The organism is Streptomyces sp. RFCAC02 (assembly GCF_004193175.1).
Taxonomy (GTDB): Bacteria; Actinomycetota; Actinomycetes; order Streptomycetales; family Streptomycetaceae; genus Streptomyces.
The window spans coordinates 5,365,069-5,391,865 of sequence record NZ_SAUH01000001.1 but is presented as its reverse complement, the minus strand read 5'-3'; the positions used below and the strand labels follow the sequence as shown (position 1 = coordinate 5,391,865).

21 protein-coding genes and 2 pseudogenes are annotated in these 26,797 nt (G+C 72.9%); 8 read left to right on the top strand and 15 right to left on the bottom strand.

Translation table 11 applies throughout. From position 1 onward, the window contains the following. Positions 1-13 precede the first annotated feature (13 nt). On the bottom strand, positions 14-772 hold the full coding sequence (locus tag EMA09_RS24955) for an alpha/beta fold hydrolase (RefSeq protein ID WP_129843213.1): 759 nt from the start codon (positions 770-772) through the stop codon (positions 14-16). A gap of 1,247 nt (positions 773-2,019) precedes the next feature. Here EMA09_RS24955 and EMA09_RS24950 point away from each other — a divergent pair. After that, complete coding sequence (locus EMA09_RS24950; protein WP_129843212.1) at positions 2,020-3,288, top strand: FAD-binding protein; 1,269 nt, start codon at positions 2,020-2,022, stop codon at positions 3,286-3,288. Positions 3,289-3,368: 80 nt separating this feature from the next. On the opposite strand, the gene EMA09_RS24945 is transcribed toward EMA09_RS24950, so the two are convergent. After that, positions 3,369-5,051: a cellulase family glycosylhydrolase gene (locus tag EMA09_RS24945; protein ID WP_129843211.1), complete on the bottom strand. Its 1,683-nt coding sequence runs from the start codon at positions 5,049-5,051 to the stop codon at positions 3,369-3,371. Between the two features lie 150 nt (positions 5,052-5,201). On the opposite strand from EMA09_RS24945, the gene EMA09_RS24940 reads away from it, so the two are divergent. Then, a complete protein-coding gene (locus tag EMA09_RS24940) occupies positions 5,202-5,444 on the top strand; it encodes a DUF2630 family protein (protein WP_129843210.1) in 243 nt (80 codons plus the stop codon). Between the two features lie 127 nt (positions 5,445-5,571). Here the strand turns inward: EMA09_RS24940 and EMA09_RS24935 are convergent, their stop codons facing one another. Continuing rightward, on the bottom strand, positions 5,572-6,177 hold the full coding sequence (locus tag EMA09_RS24935) for an ABATE domain-containing protein (RefSeq protein WP_129843209.1): 606 nt from the start codon (positions 6,175-6,177) through the stop codon (positions 5,572-5,574). Between the two features lie 400 nt (positions 6,178-6,577). On the opposite strand from EMA09_RS24935, the gene EMA09_RS24925 reads away from it, so the two are divergent. Next, complete coding sequence (locus tag EMA09_RS24925; RefSeq protein WP_129844242.1) at positions 6,578-7,426, top strand: TrmH family RNA methyltransferase; 849 nt, start codon at positions 6,578-6,580, stop codon at positions 7,424-7,426. On the opposite strand, the gene EMA09_RS24920 is transcribed toward EMA09_RS24925, so the two are convergent. From EMA09_RS24920 to EMA09_RS24905, 4 genes are all read right to left on the bottom strand, one after another. Continuing rightward, on the bottom strand, positions 7,411-7,668 hold the full coding sequence (locus EMA09_RS24920) for a hypothetical protein (RefSeq protein ID WP_129843208.1): 258 nt from the start codon (positions 7,666-7,668) through the stop codon (positions 7,411-7,413). The two genes, EMA09_RS24925 and EMA09_RS24920, sit on opposite strands and share 16 nt — an antisense overlap. Positions 7,669-7,770: 102 nt before the next feature. Then, positions 7,771-8,148 (bottom strand): VOC family protein, encoded by a 378-nt coding sequence (locus tag EMA09_RS24915; protein ID WP_129843207.1) that lies wholly within the window; start codon positions 8,146-8,148, stop codon positions 7,771-7,773. Positions 8,149-8,258: 110 nt separating this feature from the next. Further along, the gene (locus tag EMA09_RS24910) at positions 8,259-9,473 is read right to left on the bottom strand and encodes an acyl-CoA dehydrogenase family protein (RefSeq protein ID WP_129843206.1); all 1,215 of its coding nucleotides are present in this window, start codon (positions 9,471-9,473) and stop codon (positions 8,259-8,261) included. A 22-nt stretch (positions 9,474-9,495) separates the two neighbouring features. Then, complete coding sequence (locus tag EMA09_RS24905) at positions 9,496-9,969, bottom strand: SCP2 sterol-binding domain-containing protein (RefSeq protein WP_129843205.1); 474 nt, start codon at positions 9,967-9,969, stop codon at positions 9,496-9,498. Positions 9,970-10,045: 76 nt separating this feature from the next. On the opposite strand from EMA09_RS24905, the gene EMA09_RS24900 reads away from it, so the two are divergent. Then, entirely contained in the window at positions 10,046-10,699 is a 654-nt protein-coding gene (locus EMA09_RS24900; protein WP_129843204.1) for a TetR/AcrR family transcriptional regulator, read from the top strand. Positions 10,700-10,704: 5 nt separating this feature from the next. Here the strand turns inward: EMA09_RS24900 and EMA09_RS24895 are convergent, their stop codons facing one another. The 5 genes from EMA09_RS24895 to EMA09_RS24875 all read right to left on the bottom strand — a co-directional run bounded on the left by EMA09_RS24895 (position 10,705) and on the right by EMA09_RS24875 (position 16,329). Then, the gene (locus tag EMA09_RS24895) at positions 10,705-11,337 is read right to left on the bottom strand and encodes a hypothetical protein (protein ID WP_129843203.1); all 633 of its coding nucleotides are present in this window, start codon (positions 11,335-11,337) and stop codon (positions 10,705-10,707) included. A gap of 25 nt (positions 11,338-11,362) precedes the next feature. Further along, on the bottom strand, positions 11,363-13,642 hold the full coding sequence (locus EMA09_RS24890) for a DUF6571 family protein (protein ID WP_129843202.1): 2,280 nt from the start codon (positions 13,640-13,642) through the stop codon (positions 11,363-11,365). 13 nt (positions 13,643-13,655) lie between these two features. Then, positions 13,656-14,039 carry a hypothetical protein gene (locus EMA09_RS24885; protein ID WP_129843201.1) on the bottom strand — a complete coding sequence of 128 codons (384 nt, stop codon included), beginning with the start codon at positions 14,037-14,039 and terminating at the stop codon, positions 13,656-13,658. An 88-nt stretch (positions 14,040-14,127) separates the two neighbouring features. After that, positions 14,128-14,871 (bottom strand): MaoC/PaaZ C-terminal domain-containing protein, encoded by a 744-nt coding sequence (locus EMA09_RS29355; protein WP_276324203.1) that lies wholly within the window; start codon positions 14,869-14,871, stop codon positions 14,128-14,130. A 93-nt stretch (positions 14,872-14,964) separates the two neighbouring features. After that, on the bottom strand, positions 14,965-16,329 hold the full coding sequence (locus tag EMA09_RS24875) for a 3-oxoacyl-ACP reductase (protein WP_129843199.1): 1,365 nt from the start codon (positions 16,327-16,329) through the stop codon (positions 14,965-14,967). An 83-nt stretch (positions 16,330-16,412) separates the two neighbouring features. Between EMA09_RS24875 and EMA09_RS24870 the strand changes: the two are divergent. Both EMA09_RS24870 and EMA09_RS24865 read left to right on the top strand, forming a co-directional pair. After that, positions 16,413-17,690 (top strand): annotated as a pseudogene (locus tag EMA09_RS24870) (acetyl-CoA C-acetyltransferase); the annotation flags it as partial. 70 nt (positions 17,691-17,760) lie between these two features. Further along, positions 17,761-19,671, top strand: coding sequence for an AMP-dependent synthetase/ligase (locus EMA09_RS24865; protein WP_129843197.1), 1,911 nt, complete (start codon positions 17,761-17,763; stop codon positions 19,669-19,671). A gap of 6 nt (positions 19,672-19,677) precedes the next feature. On the opposite strand, the gene EMA09_RS24860 is transcribed toward EMA09_RS24865, so the two are convergent. Together EMA09_RS24860 and EMA09_RS24855 are read right to left on the bottom strand one after the other, a co-directional pair. Then, the gene (locus EMA09_RS24860) at positions 19,678-20,082 is read right to left on the bottom strand and encodes a DUF3592 domain-containing protein (RefSeq protein ID WP_168220799.1); all 405 of its coding nucleotides are present in this window, start codon (positions 20,080-20,082) and stop codon (positions 19,678-19,680) included. 75 nt (positions 20,083-20,157) lie between these two features. Then, positions 20,158-21,036, bottom strand: coding sequence for a glutathione S-transferase C-terminal domain-containing protein (locus EMA09_RS24855; protein ID WP_129843195.1), 879 nt, complete (start codon positions 21,034-21,036; stop codon positions 20,158-20,160). Between the two features lie 542 nt (positions 21,037-21,578). Between EMA09_RS24855 and EMA09_RS24850 the strand changes: the two are divergent. Further along, positions 21,579-24,727 (top strand): annotated as a pseudogene (locus tag EMA09_RS24850) (glycosyl hydrolase 115 family protein). Between the two features lie 57 nt (positions 24,728-24,784). Next, a complete protein-coding gene (fdhD, locus tag EMA09_RS24845; protein WP_129843194.1) occupies positions 24,785-25,642 on the top strand; it encodes a formate dehydrogenase accessory sulfurtransferase FdhD in 858 nt (285 codons plus the stop codon). On the opposite strand, the gene EMA09_RS24840 is transcribed toward fdhD, so the two are convergent. Further along, on the bottom strand, positions 25,585-26,622 hold the full coding sequence (locus EMA09_RS24840; RefSeq protein WP_129843193.1) for a bile acid:sodium symporter family protein: 1,038 nt from the start codon (positions 26,620-26,622) through the stop codon (positions 25,585-25,587). The genes fdhD and EMA09_RS24840 overlap by 58 nt on opposite strands. Positions 26,623-26,797 lie beyond the last annotated feature (175 nt).

Sequence of the window (26,797 nt, the reverse complement as noted above, 5' to 3'; positions counted from 1 at the left end):
CGTCGGACGTTCGTCAGGCCGCGGCCAGGAGCCCTTCGATCACGCGGACCACCTCCTGCCGGTGCCTGCTGACGAAGAAGTGCCCGCCGTCGTACCGCCGCAGCGTGAACGGGCCCGCCGTCGCGTCCCGCCACGCCTCCGCCTCGGCGGCGCCCACCTTGGGGTCGTCCGTCCCGGTCAGGACGTGCACGGGGCAGGACAGCGGCGGGCCCGGCGTGTACACGTACGTCTCGATGGCCCGGTAGTCGGCACGGATGGCGGGGAGCACGAGGCGCAGCAGTTCCTTGTCGCCGAGGACGCGGGAGTCCGTGCCGGCGAGGGACGTGATCTCGGCGACGATGGCGTCGTCGTCGCGCAGGTGGAGGGCCTCGGCACGGTGCGTCCCGGGGGCGCGGCGTCCCGAGACGATGAGCGCGGCCGCCACGAGGCCCTTGTCGCGTTCGAACCGGCGGGCGATCTCGAAGGCGAGCGCCGCGCCCATGCTGTGTCCGAAGAACGCGAGGGGGCGGTCGGCGTACGGCAGGAGCGCCTCCGTCAGGGCATCGGCCAGCTCGGGCACGGACGCGACGGGCGGTTCCTCCAGCCGGTCCTGCCGCCCCGGGTACTGGACGGCCAGGACGTCCGCGCTGCGGGCGAGGTCCTGCGAGAACGGGAAGAAGAAGCTGGCGGATCCCCCCGCGTGCGGCAGGCAGATGAGGCGTACGCGACTGTCTCGGCCCTCGGGGTGGAAACGGCGCACCCACGGCGAGTCGTGGGTCGGGCGGTCGGTCATGGCGGGCTGCTCCTGTCGCGGTCTCGTCGGGCGCGCGCCGACGGACGGCGAGGCGCGGGGGCGGACGCCCGGGCCTGACCGGAGCCGTGCGGCGGACGCCGGGGGTCGGGATGGCCCATCACAGCGCGACGAGCGGGGCGCACTCCGCGCACGGGTGCTCTTTCGGTCGTTTTCGGCCCGGCTCGCGGACCGGGAGAACGTTCCACCACCCAGGCCGCGCGTCCCCCGGCCGCCGCACCGTCCGGCGGCCACGCACCACCCACACCTCCGGACGAGCAGGTACATCGATACACCGCATCGTGCTGCTTCCGCACGGCCACCGGACCCCATCAGCACACCCACACACCTCCCACCCCCGCGCCGCCAGCCAGCCAGGCAGGTGCATCGATACACCTGACGATGAGGCCATCCCCCCACCCGAATCACAGCAGCCCGGGAAAACGCTCCACCACCCGCGCGGCACAACCCCGGCAACCACCTCACCACCGCCCTCACGAGCAGGTGGAGCGATACACCCCGCCCCCACGGCCACCACCCGCCCCAACCCCGCTCACCAACCGGGAAACCTCCCACCGCCCGCACCACACAACCCCCGCAAACCACCTCACACCCCGCCGCCGCGCCCGACCAGCCACAGCCACGCCCCGGCTCCCCCGCGCGCCGGACCCCAGATCCCGGACAGGCAGATACATCGATACACCACCGCGTCGCCACCACCTGCCCCAGCCGCACACGGACTTGGAAAACGATCCACCTCCCGCGCCACACGCCCCGGCAACCACCTCACCACCAACCCCGTTCACTGCCGGACGAGCCCGTAGATCGATACACCCGCCCCGCGGCCACCACCCGCCCCGGCCCACCTCACCAACCGGGGAACCCCTCCACCGCCCGCACCACACAACCCCGGCAACCGCCCGCCACCGCCTGCCCCGGCCCGGTGCACCAGTGGGTACAACCTTCCGTCCCGCGCCACACGCCCCGGCCCCCGCACACCTGGTCACCACAGCCGACCAGCACGGCCGCGCATCGGCCTCCCCCGCGCCGCCGCACGAGCAGGTAGATCGATACACCCCACCGCGCTCCACCATCCGCCCCGGGGCCACAACAGCCCGGTACAACGTTCCACGCCGCCGCGAAGGACACCGGAAACGCTGCGTGATCGGACATCTCCCGACAGGCATCGGCTCCGAGCCGCCGACCTGGGCCTCTGTCGGTCGCACACACTTCCGTATTACCGTCGGTGCATGCTGACGACCGGGAGCCCCGCGCACAACTGGGCAGGAAACATCACTTTCGCCGCCGAGCGGCTGCACCGTCCCGGTTCGGTGGACGAGCTGCGGCGCGTCGTCGCGGCGGCCCGGCGGGTGCGGGTCCTCGGCACGGGTCACTCGTTCAACCGGATCGCCGACACCGACGGCGATCTCGTCCGCGTCGACGGGCTCCCCCGCCGCGTCGAGGTGGATCCGGACGCCCGCACGGTCACCGTGAGCGCCGGGCTGCGGTACGCCGAGGTCGCGGCCGCGCTCCAGGAGGCTGGATTCGCGCTCGCCAACATGGCGTCCCTGCCGCACATCTCCGTGGCCGGGTCCGTAGCCACCGGGACGCACGGCTCGGGCGACGGCCAGCGCGGCCTGGCGGCGTCCGTCGCCGCCGTCGAGCTGGTCGGCCCGGAGGGCGACCTGGTGCGGATCGACCGGTCCGCCGATCCCGGCCGGTTCCCCGGCGCGGTGGTGAACCTGGGCGCGCTCGGCGCCGTCACCGCCCTGACGCTCGACATCGAGCCGTCCTTCGATGTCGCGCAGTGGGTGTACAACGATGTACCTCTCGACGCCGTGGCCGACGGCTTCGACGAGGTGACGGGCGCCGCGTACAGCGTGAGCACCTTCACCGACTGGGCCGGCGGCCGCGGCACGGTGTGGCTCAAGCGGCGCGTCGACCAGGACGGCACCGGGCACCCCGGCGACGCCTGGCTCGGCGGCACCCCGGCGCGCGGCCAGTGGCACCCGATCGCGGGGATGCCGGCGGACTACTGCACGCGGCAGGAGGGCGTCCCGGGACCGTGGCTCGAGCGGCTGCCGCACTTCCGCGCGGAGTTCACGCCGAGCCGTGGCGAGGAACTGCAGTCGGAGCTGTTCGTGCCGCGTGCGGCGGCGCCCGCGGCGTTTGCCGAGCTCCGGGCGCTCGGCGGCCTCCTGGCACCCGTCCTCCAGGTGTCGGAGGTGCGGACGATCGCCGCGGACGACATGTGGCTGAGCCCGGCGCAGGGCCGTGACTCGGTCGGCCTCCACTTCACCTGGGTCCTGGACCCGGCCGCGGTGACGCCGGTCCTCGCCGCCGTGGAGGAACGACTGTGGCCGCTCGGCGCCCGTCCGCACTGGGGGAAGCTGACCACGGCGCGCCCCGAGGACATCGCCGCCCGCTACCCGCACATGGACGACTTCCGCGCGCTCGCCCGTTCGCTCGACCCTCAGGGCCGCTTCCGCAACGAGCACGTGGACGCGCTGCTCGGCTGACACGCACCGCCGGACGGCCGGTGGGACCGCACGCGGCGGCCCCACCGGTTGTCGGGGCGGTGCGCGCCGTCAGCTCCGGATCAGAGCGTCTGGCACGTGCCGCCGCTCAGGGTGAACGCCGCCGGCTCACTGTTGGTCGAGCCCCTGGACGCGGTGAACCCGATGGTGACCGAGCCGCCGGCCGGGATGGTGGAGGTGTAGGACGCCGGGGTCACGGTGACCGTTCCCCCGCTCTGCGCGGGCGAGCCGCCCCACATGTTGCTGATGCCCTGCCCGTTGGCGAAGCCGAAGCCGAGGCTCCACCCGCTGATCGGCGAGGTGCCGGTGTTGTGGATCGTTATCTGTCCCTGGAAGCCGCTCCCCCAGTCGCCGATCACGTCATAGGCAACACCGCACGACGCGCCCGGCGTTCCGCCCGACGCGGTGGTGACCGCGACGGTCCCGGACCGGGTGGAACGATTTCCGGCGGCGTCCTTCGCATAGACCGCGAACGTGTACGACGTGTCGGCGGCAAGCCCGGAGACCGTGACGCCCGTACCGGTCGAGGACGCGACGACCGTCTCGGTGGAGCCGTTCACCCGGACGACGTCGTAGCCGGTGACGCCGACGTTGTCGGTGGCTGCGGACCAGGACAGCGCGACGGAGGTCGACGTCACGCCGGAGGCGCTCGGTGTGCCGGGGGCAGTGGGGGCCTGCGTGTCACCCGGGTCGCCGCCCCCGCCGTAGACCTCGGCCTCCTCCGACGTGGCGGCGATGCCGTTGGCACCGTTGAACAGCCGCTGCCCCCACGACGTGAGCTGCGCCGGGTCGAACGATGTCACGAGGTCCAGGTATTCGACGCCGCCTCCGTTGCCGCTCCACGACCAGCCCAGGTAGCCGAGGCCGAGCTGCTCGGTCGTGGCCATGATGGCGTCCTCGTCCGGGTTGCCGTCCGAGTGGTTGAAGCCGAACTCGCCCACGAGGATCGGCAGACCGGCGTCGACGAAGGTGTTCAGGTACGACTGGACCTCCGCCGCCGTGTCGTACACGCCGTACATGTGGACCGAGAAGATCGTGTTGGCGTCCGGGTCGGAGTCGAACACGGCCTGCGCGTTGTCCCGCATGGTGCCGGTCCAGTCCTGGCCCCAGTTGGGCGCGTCGACCATGAGCGTGTGGTCGAAGCCCGCGTTGCGCAGCTTGCTGATCGCGTTCTGCGTCGCGGCGGTCCAGCCCGTGTAGTTGGTGTTGCCCCAGGGCTCGTTGCCGATGTTGAGGATGACGTACTCCTCCTGGCCCTGCAGGGCGCTCTGGATGCTGATCCAGTAGTTCGCGGCCTGGTCCAGGGTGGCGGCGGCCCCCTCCTCGCCGTAGCCGGTGGTGTCGTGGACCTCCAGCACACAGATGAGGCGGTTCTGCTTGCACAGGCTGATGACGTTGGACACGTCCGAGGCGCTGTTCGGCCCCCAGCGCTGGCCGCTGCCGAGGACGACGCGCACCGTGTTGGCCCCCATGGCCTTGATATCGGCGAACGAGTCGGTCTCGTTCGGGTACCAGGCGTGGGCGTGGTTGACTCCGCGCATCACGAAATCGTTGCCGTTGGCCTCCACCAGCCGGCCGTTCTCGATGTGGAAGCCGGTGGCGGCGGCACTGATCGGGGCGTCCTCCGCGGGGGCGGCCGCCTGTCCGGCCGGGGCGAGGGCGAGCGACGAGAAGAGGAGGCCGACGACCGCCGCCGCGGCGGTGGCGGCACGGCGTCCGAGGCGTGTGAGGGGTGGCAATCTCATGGCGGCTCCAGGAGAGATGGCGAAACTTACCCAACCGAACTAAGTTGGGAGCGCTCCCAGGGAATGAACGCACCATGTCATTCACACGTCAAGACTTCGCGCACCGAATGCCGAATGGCCGGGGGCCGCATGCCGGACTAGCCTGGCGTAATGGACGACAAGGACATCTTCGCCCGTGTCGGTGCACTGGTCTCGGAAGAGCGGGCGCTCCGTGACCGCTCCGTGGGCCAGGGGCTGCAGGAGGCGGAACGTGCCCGCCTCGCGGCCGTCGAGGTCCAGCTCGACCAGTGCTGGGACCTGCTGCGCCAGCGCCGTGCCAGGGACGAGTTCGGCGACAACCCCGACGACGCCGCCATGCGCCCGCCGCGCGAGGTCGAGGAGTACGACAACTGAGCCGGAGCGGCATCCGCCGACGGTATGGCCGTCCGAGCGCTCGGCCGGCGCGGGACGTTCCCCGGCCTGAGAGTGCCACTGAAGCAGTCGCCGGCCATGTGTTGGGCAGCTAGCTGTGGCGAGTGGGTCAGGCGCCGGTGGATCCGCCCCTTGCACGGCGGTAGTGGCGGGCCGCCCTCGCGCGGTTTCCGCAGGACGGCTTGCACCACTCCTGCCGGCCGTGCTCCTTCACGAAGTAGCGCACGCAGCGCGGGGCGGTGCAGGCGCGCAGGCGTTCGCGCTGCGGTCCGGCGAGGAAATCGATGGAGGCCCGTGCGAGGTGGGCGACGAGCCGCGCGTCCGGTGCCGCGTCCACCTCGACCGTGCGGGTGGCCGGTGCCGCGTCCCCGGGCCATTCCAGCGCGACCGTGACCGGTGCGCGGGCGGCGGCGGCGTTGAGCCGGTGGAGGGCCTGCTCCGGCGGGAGCAGGCGGTGGGCATCGGCCGGACTCGGCGGCCCCGGCCGCACGGCCCGCGCGAAGAGTGCCCGCACGGCCTGCCGCAACGCGACGACCTCGCCGCGCAGGACGTCGTCGGCGAGGAAACCCGTGCCGTCGTCCGCCATCGGAAGCAGGTCGGCGCGCTCCCGCACCCAGCGGGTCAGACCTCCCGGTGTGAGCAGGTCGTCGGCGATGCCGCCCTGCCCGTCGTGGCGTATGGTGCAGGCCAGTTCGAGCGCCAGGTATCGCGCCACGCCCGCTCCCCCCTCCGCCCCCGATCCGAACCGTCAGCCGGTCCACTCTACCCCCGCCCACCCCACCGCAGACGCCTTCCGTGTGCGGGCGCATGCGAAGGGTGAGGGTGCTGCCGGCGAAGTCGGTCGCAGCCGGCACGGCACCGGGTGGGTATGCGCGGGCGAAGACGGCGCCGGTGCAGGAACTCACCGACCGCGCCTGTGCACAAGTCGGCCTGCCACCGGAACTCGCGTGAGAGAAACGGCCTCGCTGACGTACGGGCGCACCGTGGTGGCATCGCCAGCGGAACCGCCTGAGCACGCTGCCGGCCGGCTCAAGGTGGACAGCCGCAGGACTCCGGGTGCACCGGTCGACCCCGGCTGCCCGGCGGGGCGTCGTCACTGTCGGTGTAGTGTGCTGATCGTGGCGGCCCAGCGGATTACGACCAGAAATGCCCGGTTTCAGCAGTGGCTTGCGGAATTGTCGAACCGCAGGACACGGCAGCGTGAACGGGAGTTCCTCATCCAGGGAGTGCGGCCGATCACGCAGGCCGTCGAGCACGGCTGGCCCCTCCGCGCGCTCCTGTTCGACCCGGCGCGCTCCCCCAGCGCATGGGCTCGCGACCTGCTGCGCGAGGTGCGCGCCGAGAAGATCGCCATGGCCCCCGACCTCCTCGCGGAGCTCGGAGAGAAGGACGAGGGCGTCCCCGAGCTGATCGCCGTCGCCTCACTCCCCGACGACGAACTGCGTCGCGTTCCGATCGGTCCCGACTTCCTCGGAGTCGTCTTCGACCGCCCGAGCAGCCCCGGGAACATCGGAACGATCATCCGGTCCGCCGATTCGTTCGGCGCGCACGGCGTCGTCGTGACGGGACACGCGGCGGACGTGTACGACCCGAAGTGCGTACGGGCGAGCACGGGTTCGCTGTTCGCGCTGCCCGTCGTGCGCGCGCCCGGGCTGCGCGAGGTCGGGGCATGGCTCGACGCCGCCGGCGGGCGCGGGCAGCGGGTCACCGTCGTCGGCACCGACGAGCACGGCAGCGCGGAGGCGGCCGACTTCGATCTGACCGGCCCCGTCCTCCTCGTGATCGGGAACGAGACGGCCGGCCTGAGCGCCGCGTGGCGCGAACGGTGCGACGTCCTGGTGCGCATCCCCATGACGGGCTCGGCGAGTTCGCTGAACGCGGCGAGCGCCGCCAGCGTCATGCTCTACGAGGCCGCGCGCCAGCGGGCGCGCGCCGGCGCCCCGGCGGCTCAGGCGCAGATGTGAAGGCCGCCGCCGGCGTCGGTGGCGAGTGACGTCGGGTAGCCGAACGGGCAGCGCTGCCCCGTGTGCCGGTGCCAGAAGCGGCCCCGGGGCCGCACGCACGTGGTGCACACCCACGCGGGCCTGCCACCGCCGGCCGTGATGTCCGGCCAGAGCGGGCCGAGGCACACGTCGCAGGCGGGCCAGGGGCGATGCGTCACGGGCCGCGAGCGCCGCGTACGGGTGGACAGGAGAGTCTTGCGCACGTGCGGCATCCTTCAACGGGGCACCGCCCGTCCGTGGCCGCCAGCGGCATTGTTCGTCCGAACGAGTGAGGTCGGGGACGGTGCCGCGCGCCCCCTCCGTCGTCACGCGCCGGCGATGAAGAGGCAGAACGGGTGCCCGTCCGGGTCCGCGCACACCCGTACGTCGTCCTGCGGCTGGAACTCCATCACCGTCGCGCCGGCCGCCACGGCGTCGGCGACCGCGACCTCCAAGTCGTCCACCAGGAAGTCGAGGTGGCATTGCATCTGCTGGACATCCGCCCGCGCGGGCCAGACCGGCCGGCGGTACTCCGGCTCGTACTGGAACGACAGACCGGCCCCGCCGTCCAGGCAGTCGAGCTTCACCCACTCCGCTTCGTCCTCCGCGCGTGGCCAGCCGAGCAGTCGTTCGTAGAAGGCGGCCAGCGCGCGGGGGTCGGGCGAGTTGAGGACCGTGGCGGCGAGTTTCGGACGAGGGCTCATGCCCGCCGAGTGTAGTGGCGCGGGGCAGGGGAAAGCCCGTACCGCCGCCCGGTGTTGGAGGGCAGTGGGCGGCGGTACGGGTTCCCGGTCAGGGGCGCCGGTTCCGGCGGTCAGCGGATCTGACGGCCCGAGATGGCGCGGGCGATCACGAGGCGTTGGATCTCGCTCGTTCCTTCGAAAATCGTATATATCTTCGCATCCCGGTACATCCGTTCCACCGGGTGCTCGCGGCTGTAGCCCGCGCCGCCCAGGATCTGGACGGACTTCTCCGTGGCGCGGACGGCCAGCTCACCGGCGCGGAGTTTGGCCATGGATCCCTCCCCCGCCGTGAACGGCTTCTCGTTGCGCCCCATCCACGCCGCGCGCCAGATGAGCAGCCGCACCGCGTCGATCTCCGTGCGCAGGTCCGCCAGGGCGAACGCAATGGCCTGGTTCTCGATGATGGGACGCCCGAACGCGATCCGCCCGTCGGCGTAGTCGAGGGCGTACTCGTAGGCCGCCCGCGCGATGCCGAGCGCCTGCGCGCCGACGGTGGGCCGCGACACCTCGAACGTCGCCATGGCCGCCTGCCCCTTGGCCCGGTCGCCCTCCCGGGCGCGCGCGAGGCGCCGGTCCAGCTTCTCCTTGCCGCCGAGCAGGCACGCCCCCGGCACCCGCACGTCGTCGAGGAACACGTCGGCCGTGTGGGAGGCACGCAGACCGAGTTTCTTGATCTTGCGGCTCCCCACGAGCCCCTCGGTGCCCGGCGGTACGACGAACGCCGCCTGGCCCCGGGCGCCGAGGTCCGGGTCGACGGAGGCGACGACGACGTGGACGTCGGCGATGCCACCGTTGGTGATCCACGCTTTCTGGCCGGATATCACCCACTCGTCGCGCGCCTCGTCGTAACGGGCACGCGTACGCATCGCCGACACGTCCGATCCGGCGTCCGGCTCGGAGACGCAGAACGCGGCCACCTTGGGGTCGGACTCGTCACCGAAGCACTGCGGCACCCACTCGACGAGCTGGTCGGGCGTACCGGCCGAGAAGATCCCCGCCACGGCGAGAGAGGTGCCGAACAGGGCCATGCCGATGCCCGCGTCGCCCCAGAACAGCTCCTCGTTGGCCAGTTGCAGGGAGAGCCCCGTCGGGTCGCCGAACATCTCCGCGAGGGACTCGAAGCCGTACAGCCCGATCTTGGCGGCCTCCTGGATCACCGGCCAGGGGGTCTCCTCGCGTTCGTCCCACTCGGCGGCGGCGGGGCGGACGACATCGGCGGCGAATCCGTGCACCCAGTCCCGGAGGTCGCGCTGCTCCTCGGTCAGGTCGAGGGAGAAACCACTCATCGCGTCGTCTCCTCCGGGGCCGTCAGGACTTCGGGATGTCGAAGATGCGGGTGAGCGCGGACGCCAGCCCCACGTCACCGGCCACCTTCAGCTTGCGGGTCATGAACATCGTGACCGGGCTGCCGTTGCCCGAGACCAGCTTCAGGAACTCGGGATCAGCCATCGTGAGGGTGACGCGCGGCTCGGCGTCCGAGCGGCCCGGCGTCACGGCGCAGGCGCCGTCCGCGATGGACGTCTCGTACACGACGACCGGGTCGCCGGTGATCTCCCAGCGGATGAGGGCCTTCAGGGAGCCGGCACCCTCCGGGTTGAACTGCCGCTCCATCCGGCCGAAGATCTCCGCGAGGACGCGTGCACGCAACTCACCGCGCATCAGCTCCGCCATCTGCGCCCTGGACGTCTTCTTGACCAGGGCGCTGAACTCGGCCGGTGTCACGCTCGCGAAATCGAGCGCGGCGAAGTCCTGGCTGCCCAGGTCGGGCGTCGGGTCGGCCATCGTCGCATCCGTTCTTTACCGTGAAGTAGACTTACCAGACAGTAAGATTAGGACGGCGGTGGGTAGGCTGGCAAGGGTGAGCGACAAGCCGAGACGCCGACTGCCACGGAGCGTGCGCGAACAGGAGATCATCGACGCCGCGCTGCGGGTCTTCTCGAAACGGGGCTACCGGGCCGCCGTCGTGGACGAGATCGCCGAGCAGGCGGGCATCTCGAAGCCGATGGTGTACCTCTACCTCGGCTCGAAGGAGGGCCTGTTCATCGCCTGCATCCGGCGCGAGGCGCGACGGCTCGTGACGACCTTCCGCGAGGCGGCGTCGGCCAAGGAGTCCCCGGAGGAGCGGCTGTGGGCCGGTCTCGGCGCGTTCTTCGCGTTCGTCGCGGAGCGGCGCGACAGCTGGGTCGTCCTGCACCGGCAGGCCCCCGAGCAGAGCGAGACCGTCGCCGCCGAACTGGCGACGGCCAGGCAGTCGGTGATGGCCGAGGTGACGGGCCTCGTCGGCGACGGCATCACCAAGGGCCAGGCACCGGCGGTCGGCCTGAGCAAGGTGGACGCCGACTTCGTCGCCCACGCCCTGGTGGGCGCCGCCGACTCACTCACCGACTGGATGGAACGACACCCCGACGAGACCCCTGAGCGCGTCACGCTGCGGCTGATGAACATGACGTGGGTCGGCATGCGGGACGTCCTGGCCGGCGACGTCTGGACACCGCCGGAGGCCCCGGCCTGACCTCGTCACCGGACGGGCCGGAGATCCGGCTCGTCCTCGAGCCCGCCGTCATCCTCACACCGCATGGCCCTGGCGAGGGACAGGGCGACGGAGTGGGCGACGGCAACGGTGTCCTGACTCGTTCCACCGTGGAACGTCGACCCGGCGCGGACGCTCAGGTGCGCTCGCACGGTCGCGGGCGATGATCTGCCCGACGACGGGATGACGCAATCGAAATGGACGGACGCACGCCGACTGGTTGCCAAGGCACGGCGTCCGAGGGCGAAGACGTCCGAGTCGGCGGGGGTTTGAGCGTTATCGAGCTGCCGTAGCGTGAGGAGCTGGAAATCAAGCGTCAAATCAGGCTGAGGAGCTGCTCGATCGACAGAGACTTCGCACATCCTGTGCGTGCGCACTCGTCCGGTCGTCGCCCCTCCTGTCAAGTACTCCACCGTGATCGAGTCAGCAATATCCGACAATGTCTCGTGCGTGGAACTGAGAATATCGTCACGTCGGTCAGCGATCTTTTCAATTCTCTGCACAGCCATCGCCTCCAGCTCACCATCGCACATCTCGGACAGATCACCATTCGATGCACCGGGAGCGCTGTCTTCGTGGTGCTGTCGGCAGCCAAGGACCAGAAACAGGATGGCACCCACGGCAACTGAGCGAAGCATCACGGAGTCAGCCACCTGCGCCACCAGGACCTGTGCGTTCCTGCCAAACGACTCCCGTTGCGTACCCCGACGTGAAGGCGTCCTCCAAGTCCTGCCCAAAGTCACTCTCGGGATCGAATCCCCGGCGCCGCATGAAGTCGTCTACCACCTGCTGGAGAGAACTCCTCCCTGCCGCGAAGAGAGCACTCGTCAGCTCCCGAGTCTCGTCACTCGTGTCACGCTGGGCCGTCTCGGACCAGTGGCCGATCAGTTGGTCGATGTGTTCCGTCAGTGCGCCGCTTGCCGTGTCGATGCCCAGAGGGACGAGCACCGCCGCCGCGCCGGCGCCTGCTGCCGTCACCGGCAGCAGGGCCACGCCCGCGCCGATCGCCGCGCCGGACGCGAACGTGATCCAGGACGTCCTCGTCTCCAGCGCGCGGTTGTACTCCTCGTCCCGCGCCCGACCGTCGGCCGTCAGTTGGTCGGCCCGTGACTGGTCGAGCATGCCCTGCACCGAGGCCCCCGTGCGGAGAACTTCCCTGACCGCCGCCTCATCGACCGCGCCGTTCTTCGCGACCTGCGCCTCCATCATGCCGGCCGTATAGATCTGTTCGGCTTGCGCCACGGTCGCGTACCCATCGGGGTGCTGCCCGAGCGTGCTCAGGAAGACTCCGGCGTCGTCACGGAAAATCGCGTGGGTGGATGTGTCCGATGGTTCTGGGCAGAAGATGCTGTCGGCCCGGTTTCGGTTCAGTGCCCAGTTGATGTCGTCCACGTAGGCGGCGGCCATCGTGCCCAGGCTGTCCGTCAGCGCCTCCATCCTCCGTGTCATCGCGGAGTCCGAACCGAAGGCGTGTACCACGTCCTCCATGACGCGTGCTCCCGCCTCGCTGCGGTTCATCGCCGGTGTCGACGCGTCCCACGGGTGGCCCAGTGCCGCCGCCTGCAGAGCGTGGCCCAGTGCGTCGGGGAGATGCGTGATCGATTCCTCCAGTGCCCGTTCGTCGAAGCCGTTGATATCGGCGAAGTCCCGGTACGACTCCTGTGTGAAGTAGTCCAGGTAATTCGTGATCGCGCGGCCTTCGCCGTCGGTTCCCAGGTCCGCCGCCGGATTCGCCGTGAAGAATTCCTGTGCCGCCTCCGGGCTGTGTCCCAGTGCCTCGAGGACGCTCAGCACCGGGTCGTAGCCCGCGCCGTTCCGGCCGTTCGGGTTGAACGGGTGGGGTGCCCCGAAGCCGATCCCCTTGGTCGCCGCGAATCGTGCCGGGTCGTCCGCGTGCAGTTCCACCACGTGTTCCGCGATCGGTGTCAGGAAGGCGGGATCGTACGAGCCGTAGCGCAGCAGGCCGCCGAGCAGTTGGTAGCCGTACGGCGGAGCCGAGTCGCCGGAGAATCGCTCGATGTGTTCCGTGCCGAGCGTCCGCAGGGTCGCCCCGAACGAGGCCGGGAGGTGCGTGGCGCGGTCCGGGTCCGTGGCGGTGGCCAGGGCATGCCCCAGGTTCCGCTGCAGCGCCTTCAGTTCGCCGAGCCGCCGGTCGTCGTCCGTCACGGCGGTGAGGCCGCCGAAGAAGGACAGCGTGCCCTCCGCTCCGAGGGCTCCGAAGAGGCCCGTGGTGAAGAAGCCGGAGCGACGGTTGTCCTGGAGGAGGTCGTTGAGCACGGCGAGTTCGCGTGTGGTGAGTTCCCGTCCCTTGCCCACCAGGACGAGTGCGCGGGCCAGTTCCTCCTGGTCGAGGGACGTGTGGCGGGCAGCGGCGAAGTCGTGCAGGGCGTCGGCCGCGTTCGCGCGCAGGGCGCGGGCGAGGGACTGGTCGGCGTCGTCGAACGCCTCCACGAGCGTGTCGATGCGGCGCTGCAGCGCGGCGACGGCTTCCTGTTCCGCGCGCTGATGGGCCGCGTAGTGGGTGTCGTGCTGCCGGGCGTCGGGCTGTGCGGCGAGCGGGTGACGCGGTGCCACGGCGCCCGAGTCCGAGACGGTCAGGTACGCGGCCGGCGCGTCCGTGTCGACGGCGCGGCGCAGGTCGGTGCGGGCGCGTTCCAGGGTGGTGTGGGCGTCCTCCAGGAGGCGGCGCAGACCGTCGGCCGCCTCGGCCGCGTCGTCGAACTCCCGCGCGGCCCTGGTGACGAACGGTCTGGTGACGCCCGCGTTGACGCCCTCCCAGTCGGCCCGCTCGCAGTCGGCGAGCAGGGTGTCGCGGGCGTCGGCGGCGAGGGACGCCAGGCGGATCGCCGTCGCCGCCCAGGCGTCGGCGGCGGCCTTCAGCGGGGCGAGCGGCGCGCCGTAGGCGTCCTGGAAGGTCAGTGGCACGGGAACCGGGGCCTCACGTCAGGCGGCTGTCGACGCGTGACAGGGACAGGTCGGCGGCGATCCGGGTGTCCTCCGCCCGGTGGGCCGCGACCGTGCGGTCGAGGTGGTTCGCGATGTGCGCGCAGGCGTCGAGGAGTGTGCCGGCGCGGGCCGCCCAGGCGTCGGCGGTCACGGTGAGGGCGCGGCCGGACGCGAAACCGTGGCGCGACAGGGAGCGGGCCGCCTCCTCGGTCGCGGTGTCGGCGCTCGTGGCGTCATCGGCGAACCGGCCGTGCAGGGTACGGGCCGCGTGCCCGACGCGGCCGAGGTCGTCGTGCCGCGCGGCGAGACCGGGGCCGGCCCCCGCCGAGCGGGCGGCCCGCTCCTGGATCTCCCGCCATTCCCGGTCGAACGACACAGCAGCCCTCCGTACACCGAGTGAGGGGACGGTCACATGACGTGCCACACCCTAGCCGCGCGCGGGTGCGCGGTGCACCTCGCCGGTGTCACCCGATGGGCGTCAGTCGGCCCGTCAGGTGGGGGCGTGCGCCGTCCTCCTGGGGGCGCACGGAGAACGCTGTGCCGTCCGTCGTGAAGCGCACGCGCCCCGGCAGTGGTACGGGGGCGCGGAACGTGACGTCCAGGCCGAACGCGTCCGGCAGTCCGCCGGTGGACAGGGCGGCCAGGCAGCGCGCGGTCGTCCACATGCCGTGCGCGATGGCGTGGCGGAAACCGAACGGGCGGGCCGTGAGGGCGTGGAGGTGGATGGGGTTGCGGTCGCCCGAGACGGCGGCGTAGCGGCGGCCCGTGTCGGCGGGCAGCGTCCAGGTCTCGGTCCGCCGCGGGGCCGGCGCGGGCACGGAGTGTCCGGGGCCGGCCGTACGGGGCGCGGCCCGGCCGCCACGGCTCAGATAGGTGCTGGTCGAGCGCCAGACGACGGCCCCGCCGCTCGTGGCGTCCGCCGTCACGTCGAAGACGGTGCCCCTCGGGTGCGGGCGCGGCGCGGTCGTGGTGACGCGGTACGTGAGGCGTTCGGCGGTGCCGATCGGCCGGGTCCGTTCGACGTGGTTGGCCGTGTGGACGAGCCCGAGCACGGGGAACGGGAAGTCCCGCCGCGTCATCAGCTCCATGGCGAGGGGGAACGCGACGACGTGCGGGTACGTCACGGGCAGGTCCGCCGGGTCGGCGTGGAGGCCGCAGACCTCCGCGTAACGGGCCAGGTGTGCGGGATCGGTCGCCCTGTCGGGCAATTCCAGCGTCCGAGGGGGCAGGGACGGAGCGGCAGCATGGAACCCGCTGCGTTTCGGCAGCAGCGCGCGTGCGTAGAGGCGGAGCATCAGGTGTCACGCCCCCAACAACGACTGGCCGCAGACGCGCAGCACTTGGCCGGTCACGGCTCCGGTCCCGGGCGACGCGAGGTACGCGACGGCCTCCGCGACGTCGACCGGCTGCCCGCCCTGTCCGAGGCTGTTCATCCGGCGCCCCGCCTGGCGGACGACGAACGGCACGGCAGCCGTCATCCGTGTCTCGATGAACCCGGGGGCGACGGCGTTGACCGTGATGCCGCGCCCGGCGGTCCCGGCGGCCGGGGCGAGCGCGCGCACGAGGCCGATGAGACCGGCCTTGGACGCGGCGTAGTTGGTCTGGCCGGCGTTCCCCGCGATGCCGCTGATGGAGGAGGTGCACACGACGCGGCCGCCGTCGCGCAGGACGGGCAGCAGTTCGGCGGTGAGCCGTTCGGCGGCGGTCAGGTTGACGGCGATGACGGATCGCCACCGGTCGGCGTCCATGCGGCCGAGGGTCCGGTCGCGGGTGATGCCCGCGTTGTGGACGAGGATGTCGAGGCCGCCGTGTTCGTCGCGGAGGCGCTCGGCGAGGCGCTCACCCGCGTCGGGCGCGGTGATGTCGAGTCCGACGGCCGTGCCGGCGACCCGGTCCGCCGTCCGCCGCAGCGCCTCCGCCTGCGCGGGGACGTCGAGGCACACGACGTGCGCGCCGTCGCGGTGCAGGACCTCCGCCACGCACGCGCCGATGCCCCTCGCGGCGCCGGTGACGAGCGCGGTGCGGCCGGCGAGCGGGCGCTCCCAGTCCTCCGGCACGGCCTTCCCCGCGCCCGCGGGGGGCGCGTCGAGCACGATCGTCTGCCCCGACACGTAGGCGGAGCGCGCGGAGAGCGCGAACCGGACGGTGGACTCCATCAGCTCCTCGGCGCCGGGCGCGACGCGGACCAGGTGCGCGGTCCCGCCGCGCCGCAGCTCCTTGCCGACCGAGCGGACGAGGCCGTCCAGCGCCTGCTGCGCCGCCGCTCCCGCCGGGTCGGCGGCGCGTTCGGGCGGGGTGCCGAGGACGAGGATGCGGCCGCAGGCGGCGAGGGTACGTATGCGGGGGTGGAGGAACGCGTGCACGGCGTCGAGCTCCGCAGGACCGGTGATGCCCGTGGCGTCGAGGACGAGGGCGGCGGGCCGTTCGCCCTCGGGCGGCGCGTCCCCCGGCGCGCAGGCGCGGACGTCGGCGCCGCACGCGTCGAGCACGGCGCGCAGCCGCTCGCCGAGCCGCCCGCCGTCCGCCGCGCTGGTGACGACGGGTCCCGCCGTCACGGGCCGGCCCGGGGCGTGACGGCGCAGCGGTACGGGGGTGGGCAGCCCGAGCCGCCGCGCGACGGCGCCGCCCGTCCGGCCGGAGACCCAGGAGAGATAGCGATCGGCCATTGATTTCCTCCCTACCAAGCGGTAAGTCTACTGAATGGTCAAACAATAGGGACAGACGCAGACCGACAGAGAGGCGGACGTCCATGGCAGCGGCACCGGCCCGCCGGGTGGCGGTCCTCGGCGGCAACCGCATCCCCTTCGCCCGCTCGGACGGGCCCTACGCGACCGCGTCCAACCAGGAGATGCTGTCGGCGGCGCTCGCCGGGCTCGTGGAACGGTTCGGCCTGCGGGGCGAGCCGCTCGGGGAGTTCGTGGCGGGCGCGGTCCTCAAGCACAGCCGGGACTTCAACCTCGCCCGGGAGACCGTCCTCGGCAGCGCGCTCGACCACCGCACCCCGGCGTACGACATCCAGCAGGCGTGCGGCACCGGGCTCGAAGCGGTCGTCCTGGTCGCCAACAAGATCGCGCTCGGCCAGATCGACGCGGGCGTCGCGGGCGGCGTGGACACGGCGAGCGACGTCCCGCTGGCCCTGGACGACGGCCTGCGGCGGCTCCTGCTGCGCGCCCGCCGCGCCCGGACGGTCGGCGGCAGGCTGCGGGCGCTCGGCGGGCTGCGGCCCCGGCACGCCGTCCCGGAGATCCCGCGCAACGCCGAGCCGCGCACCGGCCTTTCCATGGGTGAGCACGCCGCGGTGACGGCCGGGGAGTGGGGCATCGGCCGCGCCGCGCAGGACGAGCTCGCGGCGACCAGTCACCGCCGGCTCGCCGCGGCCTGGGAGAGCGGCTTCTTCGACGACCTGGTGACGCCGTTCCGCGGCCTGGAGCGCGATCAGAACATGCGGCCCGACAGCACGCCCGAGCGGCTGGCCCGGCTGCCCGCGGTCTTCGGCGACGGCCCGGACGCCACCATGACGGCGGGGAACTCGACCCCGCTCACGGACGGCGCGGCCACCGTCCTGCTGGCGAGCGAGGAGTGGGCCGCGGCGCGCGGGCTGCCCGTGCTCGCGTGGCTCACCCACGTGCGCACCGGCGCGGTCGACTTCGTGGCCGGTCCCGACGGGCTGCTGACCGCTCCCGTGCACGTCGTGCCGCGGCTGCTGGCCGACGCGGGGATCACGCTGGCGGATCTGGACCTGGTGGAGATCCACGAGGCGTTCGCCTCCCAGGTCCTCGCGACGCTCGCGGCCTGGGAGGACCCGGAGTTCTGCGAGCGGCGCCTCGGCCTCCCGGAGCCGCTGGGACCGGTGGACCGGGAGCGTCTGAACGTCGCGGGGTCCTCCCTCGCGACGGGCCACCCGTTCGCGGCGACGGGCGGCCGGATCGTCGCCACACTCGCGAAACTGCTGGCGCGGCGGCGCCCCGCGCGGGGCCTGATCTCCATCTGCGCGGCCGGCGGGCAGGGCGTGACGGCGCTGCTGGAGAGCACCGGCGAGCACGACGGCACGGAGCGGCGGGGCACGGGGACGGCGGCCGGCGGAAGGGCTGACTGACATGGGTGCGCGGCGTGATCTGCGGAGGGCCGCGCGGCGGCGCGACCTCGGCCGGCGGGCGGTGGTGGAGACGGTCCGCGAGAACGGGGTGGTGCGGGAGGCGCGGGTGCCGGCGCTGGTGCCGCCGCCGGCCGCGGGCAGTACGGCGGACATCCCGTTCACCAACGCGGCACAGGCGCCCGGCGCGGTCGTGGCCCGCCGCAGGGCGGCCGGCGGCGGGCGGTGGGAGGCGGTGACCGCCGCCGTGTTCGCGCGCGAGGTGACGGGCGTCGCCAAGGGGCTGATCGCCGCCGGACTCGCGCCGGGCGGCCGGGTCGCCCTGATGGCGCGCACACGGTACGAGTGGGCGGTCCTCGACTTCGCGATCTGGGCGGCCGGCGGGCAGAGCGTTCCCGTGTACGCGACGTCGTCCGCCGAGCAGATCGACTGGATCCTGCGGGACTCGGGCGCGGAGTTCGTCGTCGTGGAGACGGCGGAGAACGAGGCGACCGCGCGGGGCGTCTGCGGCGACCGCCGCCTGTGGCGGATCGACGACGGCGCGCTGGACGAGCTGACGGCGCTCGGCCGTGACGTGCCCGACGACGCGGTGACCGCCCGCCGCGCCGGGCTCGGCCCCGACGGCGTCGCGACGATCGTGTACACCTCGGGCACGACGGGGCGCCCCAGGGGCTGCGTCATCACGCACGCGAACCTGAGCGCCGAGACGGCGAACCTCGTGGAGCTGCTGAAACCCGTCTTCGATGAGGTCACGCGCCAGACCCCGACCACGCTGATCTTCCTGCCGCTGGCGCACATCCTCGGCCGCACCATCCAGATCGCGTGCCTCGCGGCGCGCATCGAGATCGGGCACTGCCCGAGCGTGCGGCCCGATGAGCTGCGGCCGGAGCTGGCGTCGTTCCGGCCGACGTTCGTCATCGGGGTGCCGTACCTGTTCGAGAAGATCCACGCGACGGGCCGCGCGCAGGCGGAGCGGATGGGGCGCGCGGCGTCGTTCGACCGGGCCGACCGGATCGCGGTGCGGTTCGCGGAGGCCGAACTGCGGGCGTTCCACGGGGGCGGCCGCGGCCCCGGCGTCGGGCTGCGGCTCGCGCACGCGCTGTACGACCTGCTGGTGTACCGGCGCGTACGGGCGGCGCTCGGCGGGCGGCTGCGGTACGCGATCAGCGGCGGGTCGCCGCTCGACCCCCGGCTCAACCTCTTCTTCTTCGGCTGCGGCGTCGTCGTCTACGAGGGCTACGGCCTCACCGAGACGACGTCGGCGACCACGCTCACGCCCCCGCTGGAGCCGCGCCCGGGGACGGTGGGGCGCCCGGTGCCCGGCACGGCGGTGCGGATCGCCGACGACGGCGAGGTCCTGGTGCGCGGCGGGATCGTGTTCCGGTCCTACTGGAACGACGCCGCGGCGACCGCCCGCGCCCTCGACGGCGACGCCTGGTTCGCGACCGGCGACCTCGGCGGCCTCGACGGCGACGGGCACCTCACGATCACGGGGCGGAAGAAGGACCTGATCGTCACGAGCGGCGGCAAGAACGTGTCGCCCGCCGTCCTGGAGGACCGGCTGCGCAGCCGCCCGCCGGTCGGGCCGTGCATGGTCGTCGGCGACGGGCGGCCGTACGTCGCCGCGCTGGTCACGCTGGAGCCGGACGCGCTCGCGCACTGGCTCGCGGTGCGCGGGCGGCCGCCCGGCACACCGCCGGCCGAGCTGTGCGACGACCCGGAGCTGCGGGCGGACGTGCAGCGGGCGGTGGACCACGCGAACGCGGCGGTGTCGCGGGCCGAGTCGATCCGGCGGTTCGTGATCCTGCCGGGCGCGTTCACCGAGGAGAACGGACTGCTGACGCCGTCGCTCAAGGTGCGGCGGCGCGCGGTGGCCGAGGCGTACGCCGGGGAGATCGCGCGCCTGTACCCCTGAGCCGTCTCAGAGGAACGCGCACACGATCCGCGCCGCGGCGGCCAGCACGCACACCGCGGCCGCGCAGGGCACGAGGACCCTCGCCCACCGGCCGTACGGGTCGACACGGTGGGCGGGGGCGGCGTGCCGGGGGCGGCGCGGGTCGTACAGGACGGTGAGCGCCCGTCCGACGGCGGGCGGCGTGGCCCTCGCGCGGGTCTCGTGGCGGACGTGCTGGCCGGTCAGGGTGGTGAAGGCCACGGCGTACCGCGCGCGGCGGTGGCCCGGCGCCCCGTGGGCGACGACTTCGCCGACCACACGCACGCCGTGCCGCCGCAGCCGTTCGTCGCGCAGGAAGGGGACGCCGGCCAGCAGGGTGACGGCCAGGGAGAGGAGCACGAGCAGATCGGCCGTGCCGGTCACTGCGGACACGGACCCTCCTATCGGCTGATTGCACGAATTTCCGGCGATCCTACTCGTTCCCGCCGGAAGCTCCCCTCCGGCCCCTCAGCGCGGCCGGCGATCCGAGGGAGCGGGCAGCGCGGCCACGGGAGTGTTCCAGTCCACGATCTGCACGGCCGCGCCCGCCGCCTCCCGGCCGCGGCAGCGGTGGTGGTGCCTGCGGGTGATGTCGTCGGGGCGCAGCAGCCCGCCGAACGCCGGCTCGGCGAGGAGGCGGCGGGCGTACGCCCACAGTCCCGCCCGGTCGGCGAGCCGGTGGACGGCCGCGGCGTCGAGGTGCCAGCGGTGCACGAGGTCGAGGTGGACGAGCGTCACCCACAGGTGGATGTCGGCCGCCGTGGGGGTGTCGCCGAGGAGGTAGGGGCGGCCGTGCGCGAGGCGTTCCTCCAGGAGGTCGAGGGAGGCGAACAGCCGGGCGAGCGCCGCGTCCCGCTCGGGGCCCGGATCCGTGGCGCCTGCGCGCTGGGCCGCCGCCGTGACGCCCCGGTCGCAGAGCCCGGCGACGGTGTCGACGGCCTCCGCCGCGCCGGCCGGACGCAGGTCGGCGCCGCCGCCGGGGAAGCGGACGGCCAGGTCGTGGCGTATGTCGGGGGCGTGATTGCTGACGACGCGGCCGGTCCAGCGGTCGGTGAGGGCCGGGGCGGCAGCGGGGCCGGGGTGCCGGTGGCTCGTCGCGGCGTACGCGTCGCGCAGGGCGCGGTACCCGCCGTCCGCGGTGTCGGGGACGGGAGGCAGCAGGGTCACGGGCATGCGGTCGGCCAGGCCCAGGAGGGCGTGCGTGATGGCGATGCCCAGGGAATCCGGACAGGAGAGGGCCAGGTACAGGTGGTAGCGGTGGGGCGCGGGATCGTATCCGTGGTCGGTGTCGGGGCCGATGCGGACGCGGATGGCGTGCGGCAGGGGGGACGACGGGTTCGCGGACATGGCTCTCCCTCGGGGGGGGCGGGACGGGACGGCGGGGGCGCGGCGGGAACACGCCCGCGCACGGGCCTACCGGGACGCTCGGGCCGGCGTACAGCCGGTGCTGCACACGCGCAGCAGGTCGATGTGACGGCGCGAGGTGAGCAGGGGCGGGTGCGGCGCCGGGCAGTCGGCCGCCGGTCCTCCGTCGCCCATGGGAGCCCCCGTCCGTCGTCCGGCCGCGCGGGCCGGGGCGCGGAGCGATACGGCGCGCCCGTTCCCCATCCTGTCCAGCCGGACGCCCGCTCAACCGCGGTCCGGGCACGCATCCAGCGCGCCGGCGGTTCCCCGCCCGGGTCGCGGACCGAAAATTTCCGGAGCCGGCCGAGTCCGGCAGGTCATCCCGTCAATGCTGCGGTGACACGGCCGGCCGGCGGAACCGACCGTTCACCGACTATTGACCTGGGCATGCCGCGTCATTAGCTTCATGCGGAACCCCGAAGGGGTGCTACCGGAATCCGTCTGAAAACTTTCGGTCCAACCTCCCCGTGTGGAGCCACGAACCCATGACGAGCCGCCGTTCCTTCCTCGGACTCCTCCCCCTGACCGTCGCGGCCACCGCCGCCACCACGGGCGCCGCGGCAGCGGCGCCCGCCCACCCCGCCGGCCACGGGGGCGCGGCCTCCGCGTCCCGGTTTCTGTCGACCTCCTGGCAGCCCGGCGCCCTCACGCTCGTGGCCGACGGCAGGGCGGCCCCCGTCCTGGTCAGCTCGGACGACCACCCCGGCGTCCTGCGGGCCGTGGGCGACCTGCGGGCCGACATCGAACGCGTCACCGGCGTCGAACCGGCGCTCGCCCACGACCGGCCGCCCGCGCGGGGGACGAACTCGTCATCATCGGCACGATCGGCCGCAGCCCGCTGATCGACCGGCTGGTCGAGGACGGCAAGCTGGACGTCGACGGCATCGCCGGGAAGTGGGAGACGACGCGCGAGCAACTGGTCCGCAACCCGCTGCCCGGCGTCCGCCGCGCCCTGGTCATCGCGGGCAGCGACCAGCGCGGCACGATCTACGGCGTGTACGAGGCGTCGCGGCAGCTCGGCGTCTCCCCCTGGTACTGGTGGGACGACGTGCCGCTCCCCCGGCACGAGCGCGTGTACGCCCTGCCCGGCCGCCACACGCAGGGCACACCCGCCGTGAAGTACCGCGGCTTCTTCATCAACGACGAGAACCCCGCGCTCGGCACGTGGGCACCCGCGTTCTTCGGCCCCGGCCTCGCCCCCGGCCACGAGGGCGGCTTCAACAGCGCGTTCCACAAGCAGGTCTTCGAGGTGATGCTGCGGCTGCGCGCCAACTACTTCTGGCCCGCCGTGTGGGGCCGCGCGTTCGCCGAGGACGACCCGCGCAACCACGCCGTCGCGAAGGAGTACGGCATCGTCATGGGCACCTCCCACGAGGCGCCCATGATGCGCGGCATCGAGGAGTGGAACCGGCACGCGGTCGCCGCACAGCGCGACGCCGCGGGGAACATCACGACGCCCGGCCACGACCCGTACGGCGGCACCGGCGAGTGGAGCTTCCGCCGCAACGGCGAGGCCATCAAGGAGTACTGGCGCGACGGCATCCGCCGCATGGTCGACGAGGACTTCGAGGGCGTCGTCACGCTCGGCATGCGCGGCAACGGCGACGTGAGCCTGCCCGACGGCGACGGCATCGAGCTGATGGAGTCGATCCTGGCCGCCCAGCGGGAGATCCTCACCGAGCTGGCCGGCCCCGACATCACCGGCATACCGCAGGTCCAGACGCTGTACAAGGAGGTCCAGCGCTACTGGACCGAGGGACTGCGCCCGCCGGACGACGTGACCGTCATCTTCTGCGACGACAACTGGGGCAACCTCCGCAAGGTCCCCGACCCCTCGCTGCCCGCGAGGTCCGGCGGATACGGCATGTACTACCACTTCGACTACGTCGGCGGCGGCCGCAACTACAAGTGGGTCGACACCGTCAACCTCGCCTCCACCTGGGAGCAGCTGAACCTCGCGCACACCGCCGGCATCGACCGCCTGTGGGTCGTGAACGTCGGCGACATGAAGGCCGAGGAGCTGCCGCTGCAGTTCTTCCTCGACTTCGCCTGGGATCCCGGGGCCTTCCCGGTCGACGGCCTGCACGACTGGGAACGCCGGTACGCCGCCGAGAACTTCGGCGAGGAGCACGCCGAGGACATCGCCGGGGTCCTGCACACCTACGGCGTCCTGCAGTCCCGCCGCAAGCCGGAGCTGCTGAACCGCCGCATCACCCTCGACCCGGCGAAGGACCCGGCGACCGACGCGTCGGCGGTGGTGTACGACGACCGCGCCACGCCGTTCAGCCTCACCGACTACCGCGAGATCGAGCGGGTCACCGACGAGTGGGAGCAGCTGGACGAGCGGGCGCAGCGCATCGGCGAGCGGCTGCCGGCCGCGTACCAGGACGCGTACTACCAGCTCGTGCAGTACCAGGTGGAGGCGTCGGCGAACCTGTACGCCCTGCGCTCCGCCGAGTTCACGAGCCTGCTGTACGCCGAGCAGGGCCGGGTGGCGGCAAACGGCCTCGCCGACGCCACGGACGCCCGGTTCGCCGACGACCAGGCCATGTCGGACTACTACAACAACACGCTCGCCGACGGGAAGTGGCACGGCTTCCAGACGCAGCCCAAGATCGGCTACGGGGACGTCGAGCGCTACGGCCCGAACGCGCCCTGGCAGCAGCCGGAGCGGGACAACGTCGCCCTCCCGGACGAGGTGTACCCGCCGGTGCGCAGGATCGCGCCGCGCGCGGGGGCCGAGATGGGGGTGGCGGTCGACGGGTCGGCGCTGTGGTGGCCGACCGCGGCGGAGGCGGCGGTGCTGCCGGAGTTCAGCCCGTACCAGAGCCAGCCGGAGCAGTACATCGAGGTGTTCAACCGGGGCGGCGAGCCGTTCGACTACCGAGTGGAGTCCGCCGAACCGTGGGTGACCGTCTCCGAGCCGGCGGGCCGTGTGGAGACGCAGGTGCGGCTGACCGTGGCCGTGGACTTCGACCGGGCGCCGCGCGGCCGTACGACGGTGCCGCTGACCGTGACGGGCGCGGGCACGAGCGTCGAGGTGTCGGCTGTGGTGGTCCGTCCCGAGGCGGGCCGGCACGGTCCGCGCGGTTTCGTGGAGGCGAACGGCTACGTGTCGATCGAGGCGGCGCACTACGACCGCGCCGTGGACTCGGGCGGCGTGCGCTGGACGCGCATCCCGGACATCGGCCGCACGGGCGACGGCATGACGCCGTTCCCCGTCACGGCGCGGCGCCGCACGCCGGGCGGCCGTTCGCCGCGCCTGGAGTACGAGCTGACGCTGTTCACGCCGGGCGAGGTGACCGTGCTGGCGTACCTGTCGCCGCGCAACAACGTGCTGCCGACGGACGGCCTCACCTACGCGGTCTCGTTCGACGACGACGATCCGCAGCGGGTGAACGTCACCGAGGTCACCGGCGCGGACGACACGACCATGAACCGGCAGTGGGAGCGGAACACGTCCGACAACGTGAACCTGACCCGCACGACCCACACGATCGACGGGCCGGGCCGGCACACCCTGAAGTTCTGGATGGTCGACCCGACCGTCGTCCTGCAGAAGCTGGTGGTGGACACCGGCGGCCTGCGCCCGAGCTACCTCGGCCCGCCCGAGAGCCTGCGCGTGCGGGACTGACGGCCCCGTCCGCCCCCGCGCGGCGCGGCCGGCGCCGCGCGGGGGCATGATGGCGGCATGGGAAGGGTCACCGAACGCCGCCGCACCGTCCGGGTCAGGAACGGCGCCGTGTCAGAGCGCGCCGACACCCTGGTGGGCGAGGAACCGCTGGAGATCCGGGTGAACGGGCGTCCGCTCGCCGTGACGATGCGGACCCCGGGGGACGACTTCGCGCTGGCCGCGGGCTTCCTGGTGTCGGAGGGGGTGATCGCCGGCCGGGCCGAGGTCGCGCGGGTCACCTACTGCGCGGGCGCCGCGGACGACGACGGCCGCAACACGTACAACGTCGTGGACGTGCGGCTGGCCGACGGGGTGGCGCCGCCCGCCGCGTCCCTGGAGCGCAACGTGTACACGACCTCGTCGTGCGGTGTGTGCGGCAAGGCCAGCCTGGACGCGGTGCGCACGACGGCCCGCTGGCCGCTGCCCCTGGCGGGCGGCCCGCGTCTCGCGCCGGAGACGCTCGCGGCGCTGCCGGACCGGTTGCGGGCGGCGCAGCGCGTGTTCGCGCGGACGGGCGGGCTGCACGCGGCGGGGCTGTTCTCCGGGGACGGCGAGCTGCTGGACGCGCGGGAGGACGTCGGCCGGCACAACGCGGTGGACAAGCTGGTGGGGCGTGCCCTGGAGCGGGGGCTGCTGCCGCTGCGGGACGCGGTGCTGCTGGTGTCAGGGCGTGCGTCGTTCGAGCTGGCGCAGAAGGCCGTGATGGCGGGTGTGCCGGTGCTCGCCGCGGTCTCCGCGCCCTCCGCGCTGGCCGTCGACCTGGCGCAGGAGGCGGGTCTGACGCTGGTGGGTTTCCTGCGCGGCGCGTCGATGAACGTCTACGCCGGCGCGGAACGGCTCGTGCTCGCCGCCCCGGCTCCGGCCCCGGCGTCCTGAGGAGCGGCGGCGGGCGCGTCGGCGGACCGTCCCCAGCGCCGCGCGAGCACCGCGCACACGATGAGCTGGAGCTGGTGGAACATCATCAGCGGCAGCACGGCGAGCGCGGTGTGCTCGGTGAAGATCACCCCGGCCATGGGGAGTCCCGAGGCGAGGGACTTCTTCGACCCGGCGAAGACGATCGCGAGCCGGTCGGCGCGGCCGAACCCGAGGCGCCGCGCCCCGTACCCGGTGAGCGTGAGCATGATCGTGAGCAGGACGCCCTGGACGCCGAGCAGGGCGACGAGGCGGGGCCAGCTCACCTCGCTCCAGACGCCGGCCGTCATGCCCTCGCTGAAGGCGGCGTAGACGACCACGAGGATGGAGCCCCGGTCCACCAGCGACAGCGTCGGTTTGTGCCGTTTCACGAAGCCGCCGATCCAGCGGCGCAGGAGCTGCCCGGCGACGAAGGGCAGCAGGAGCTGGCAGACGATGGCCAGCAGGGAGTCGGCGGAGAAGCCGCCGCTCGCGCCGATGAGTGCGGCGGCCAGCAGCGGTGTGACGAGGATGCCGAGGAGGCTGGAGAACGAGCCGGCGGCTATCGCGGCGGGGACGTTCCCCCCGGCCATGGAGGTGAAGGCTATGGACGACTGCACCGTCGACGGCACGAGGCACAGGAAGAGCAGGCCGTCGTAGAGGTTGTCCGGGAGGAGCCAGGGGACGAGCCCCCGTGCCGCGAGCCCGAGGAGCGGGAAGACGGCGAAGGTGCAGGTGATGATCGTGAGGTGCAGCCGCCAGTGCCGCAGTCCGTCCATGGCCTCCCGCGGGGAGAGCCGCGCGCCGTACAGGAAGAACAGCAGGCCGATGAGGACGGTGGCCGTGCGGTCGGCGGCGACGGCCGCCGGGCCGCTCGCCGGCAGCAGCGCGGCCAGGACGACCGTGCCGAGCAGCAGCACGATGAAGGGGTCGACGAACCGGGCCAGTCTGCGCATGGCGGACATTCTCTCCTCACCCCTCCTGGGCCGGGCCGGCGGGTCGGCGGAGCGGCACCGGGAACGGCGGGGAGGACACAGGTACGGTCATCACCGAATGGACGATAGAAAACGATAGAAGAAGAGCGAAAGTCCATCACCCATGGTCGCTCAGCGACCATCATCGATCAGAGAAGGAAAGAAC

Coding starts and splice junctions, on each gene's coding strand:
- EMA09_RS24955 (WP_129843213.1), bottom strand. CDS start 772: ATGACCGACCGCCCGACCCACGACTCGCCGTGGGTGCGCCGTTTCCAC.
- EMA09_RS24950 (WP_129843212.1), top strand. CDS start 2,020: ATGCTGACGACCGGGAGCCCCGCGCACAACTGGGCAGGAAACATCACT.
- EMA09_RS24945 (WP_129843211.1), bottom strand. CDS start 5,051: ATGAGATTGCCACCCCTCACACGCCTCGGACGCCGTGCCGCCACCGCC.
- EMA09_RS24940 (WP_129843210.1), top strand. CDS start 5,202: ATGGACGACAAGGACATCTTCGCCCGTGTCGGTGCACTGGTCTCGGAA.
- EMA09_RS24915 (WP_129843207.1), bottom strand. CDS start 8,148: ATGAGCCCTCGTCCGAAACTCGCCGCCACGGTCCTCAACTCGCCCGAC.
- EMA09_RS24910 (WP_129843206.1), bottom strand. CDS start 9,473: ATGAGTGGTTTCTCCCTCGACCTGACCGAGGAGCAGCGCGACCTCCGG.
- EMA09_RS24905 (WP_129843205.1), bottom strand. CDS start 9,969: ATGGCCGACCCGACGCCCGACCTGGGCAGCCAGGACTTCGCCGCGCTC.
- EMA09_RS24875 (WP_129843199.1), bottom strand. CDS start 16,329: ATGGCCGATCGCTATCTCTCCTGGGTCTCCGGCCGGACGGGCGGCGCC.
- EMA09_RS24865 (WP_129843197.1), top strand. CDS start 17,761: ATGGGTGCGCGGCGTGATCTGCGGAGGGCCGCGCGGCGGCGCGACCTC.
- EMA09_RS24855 (WP_129843195.1), bottom strand. CDS start 21,036: ATGTCCGCGAACCCGTCGTCCCCCCTGCCGCACGCCATCCGCGTCCGC.
- fdhD (WP_129843194.1), top strand. CDS start 24,785: ATGGGAAGGGTCACCGAACGCCGCCGCACCGTCCGGGTCAGGAACGGC.
- EMA09_RS24840 (WP_129843193.1), bottom strand. CDS start 26,622: ATGTCCGCCATGCGCAGACTGGCCCGGTTCGTCGACCCCTTCATCGTG.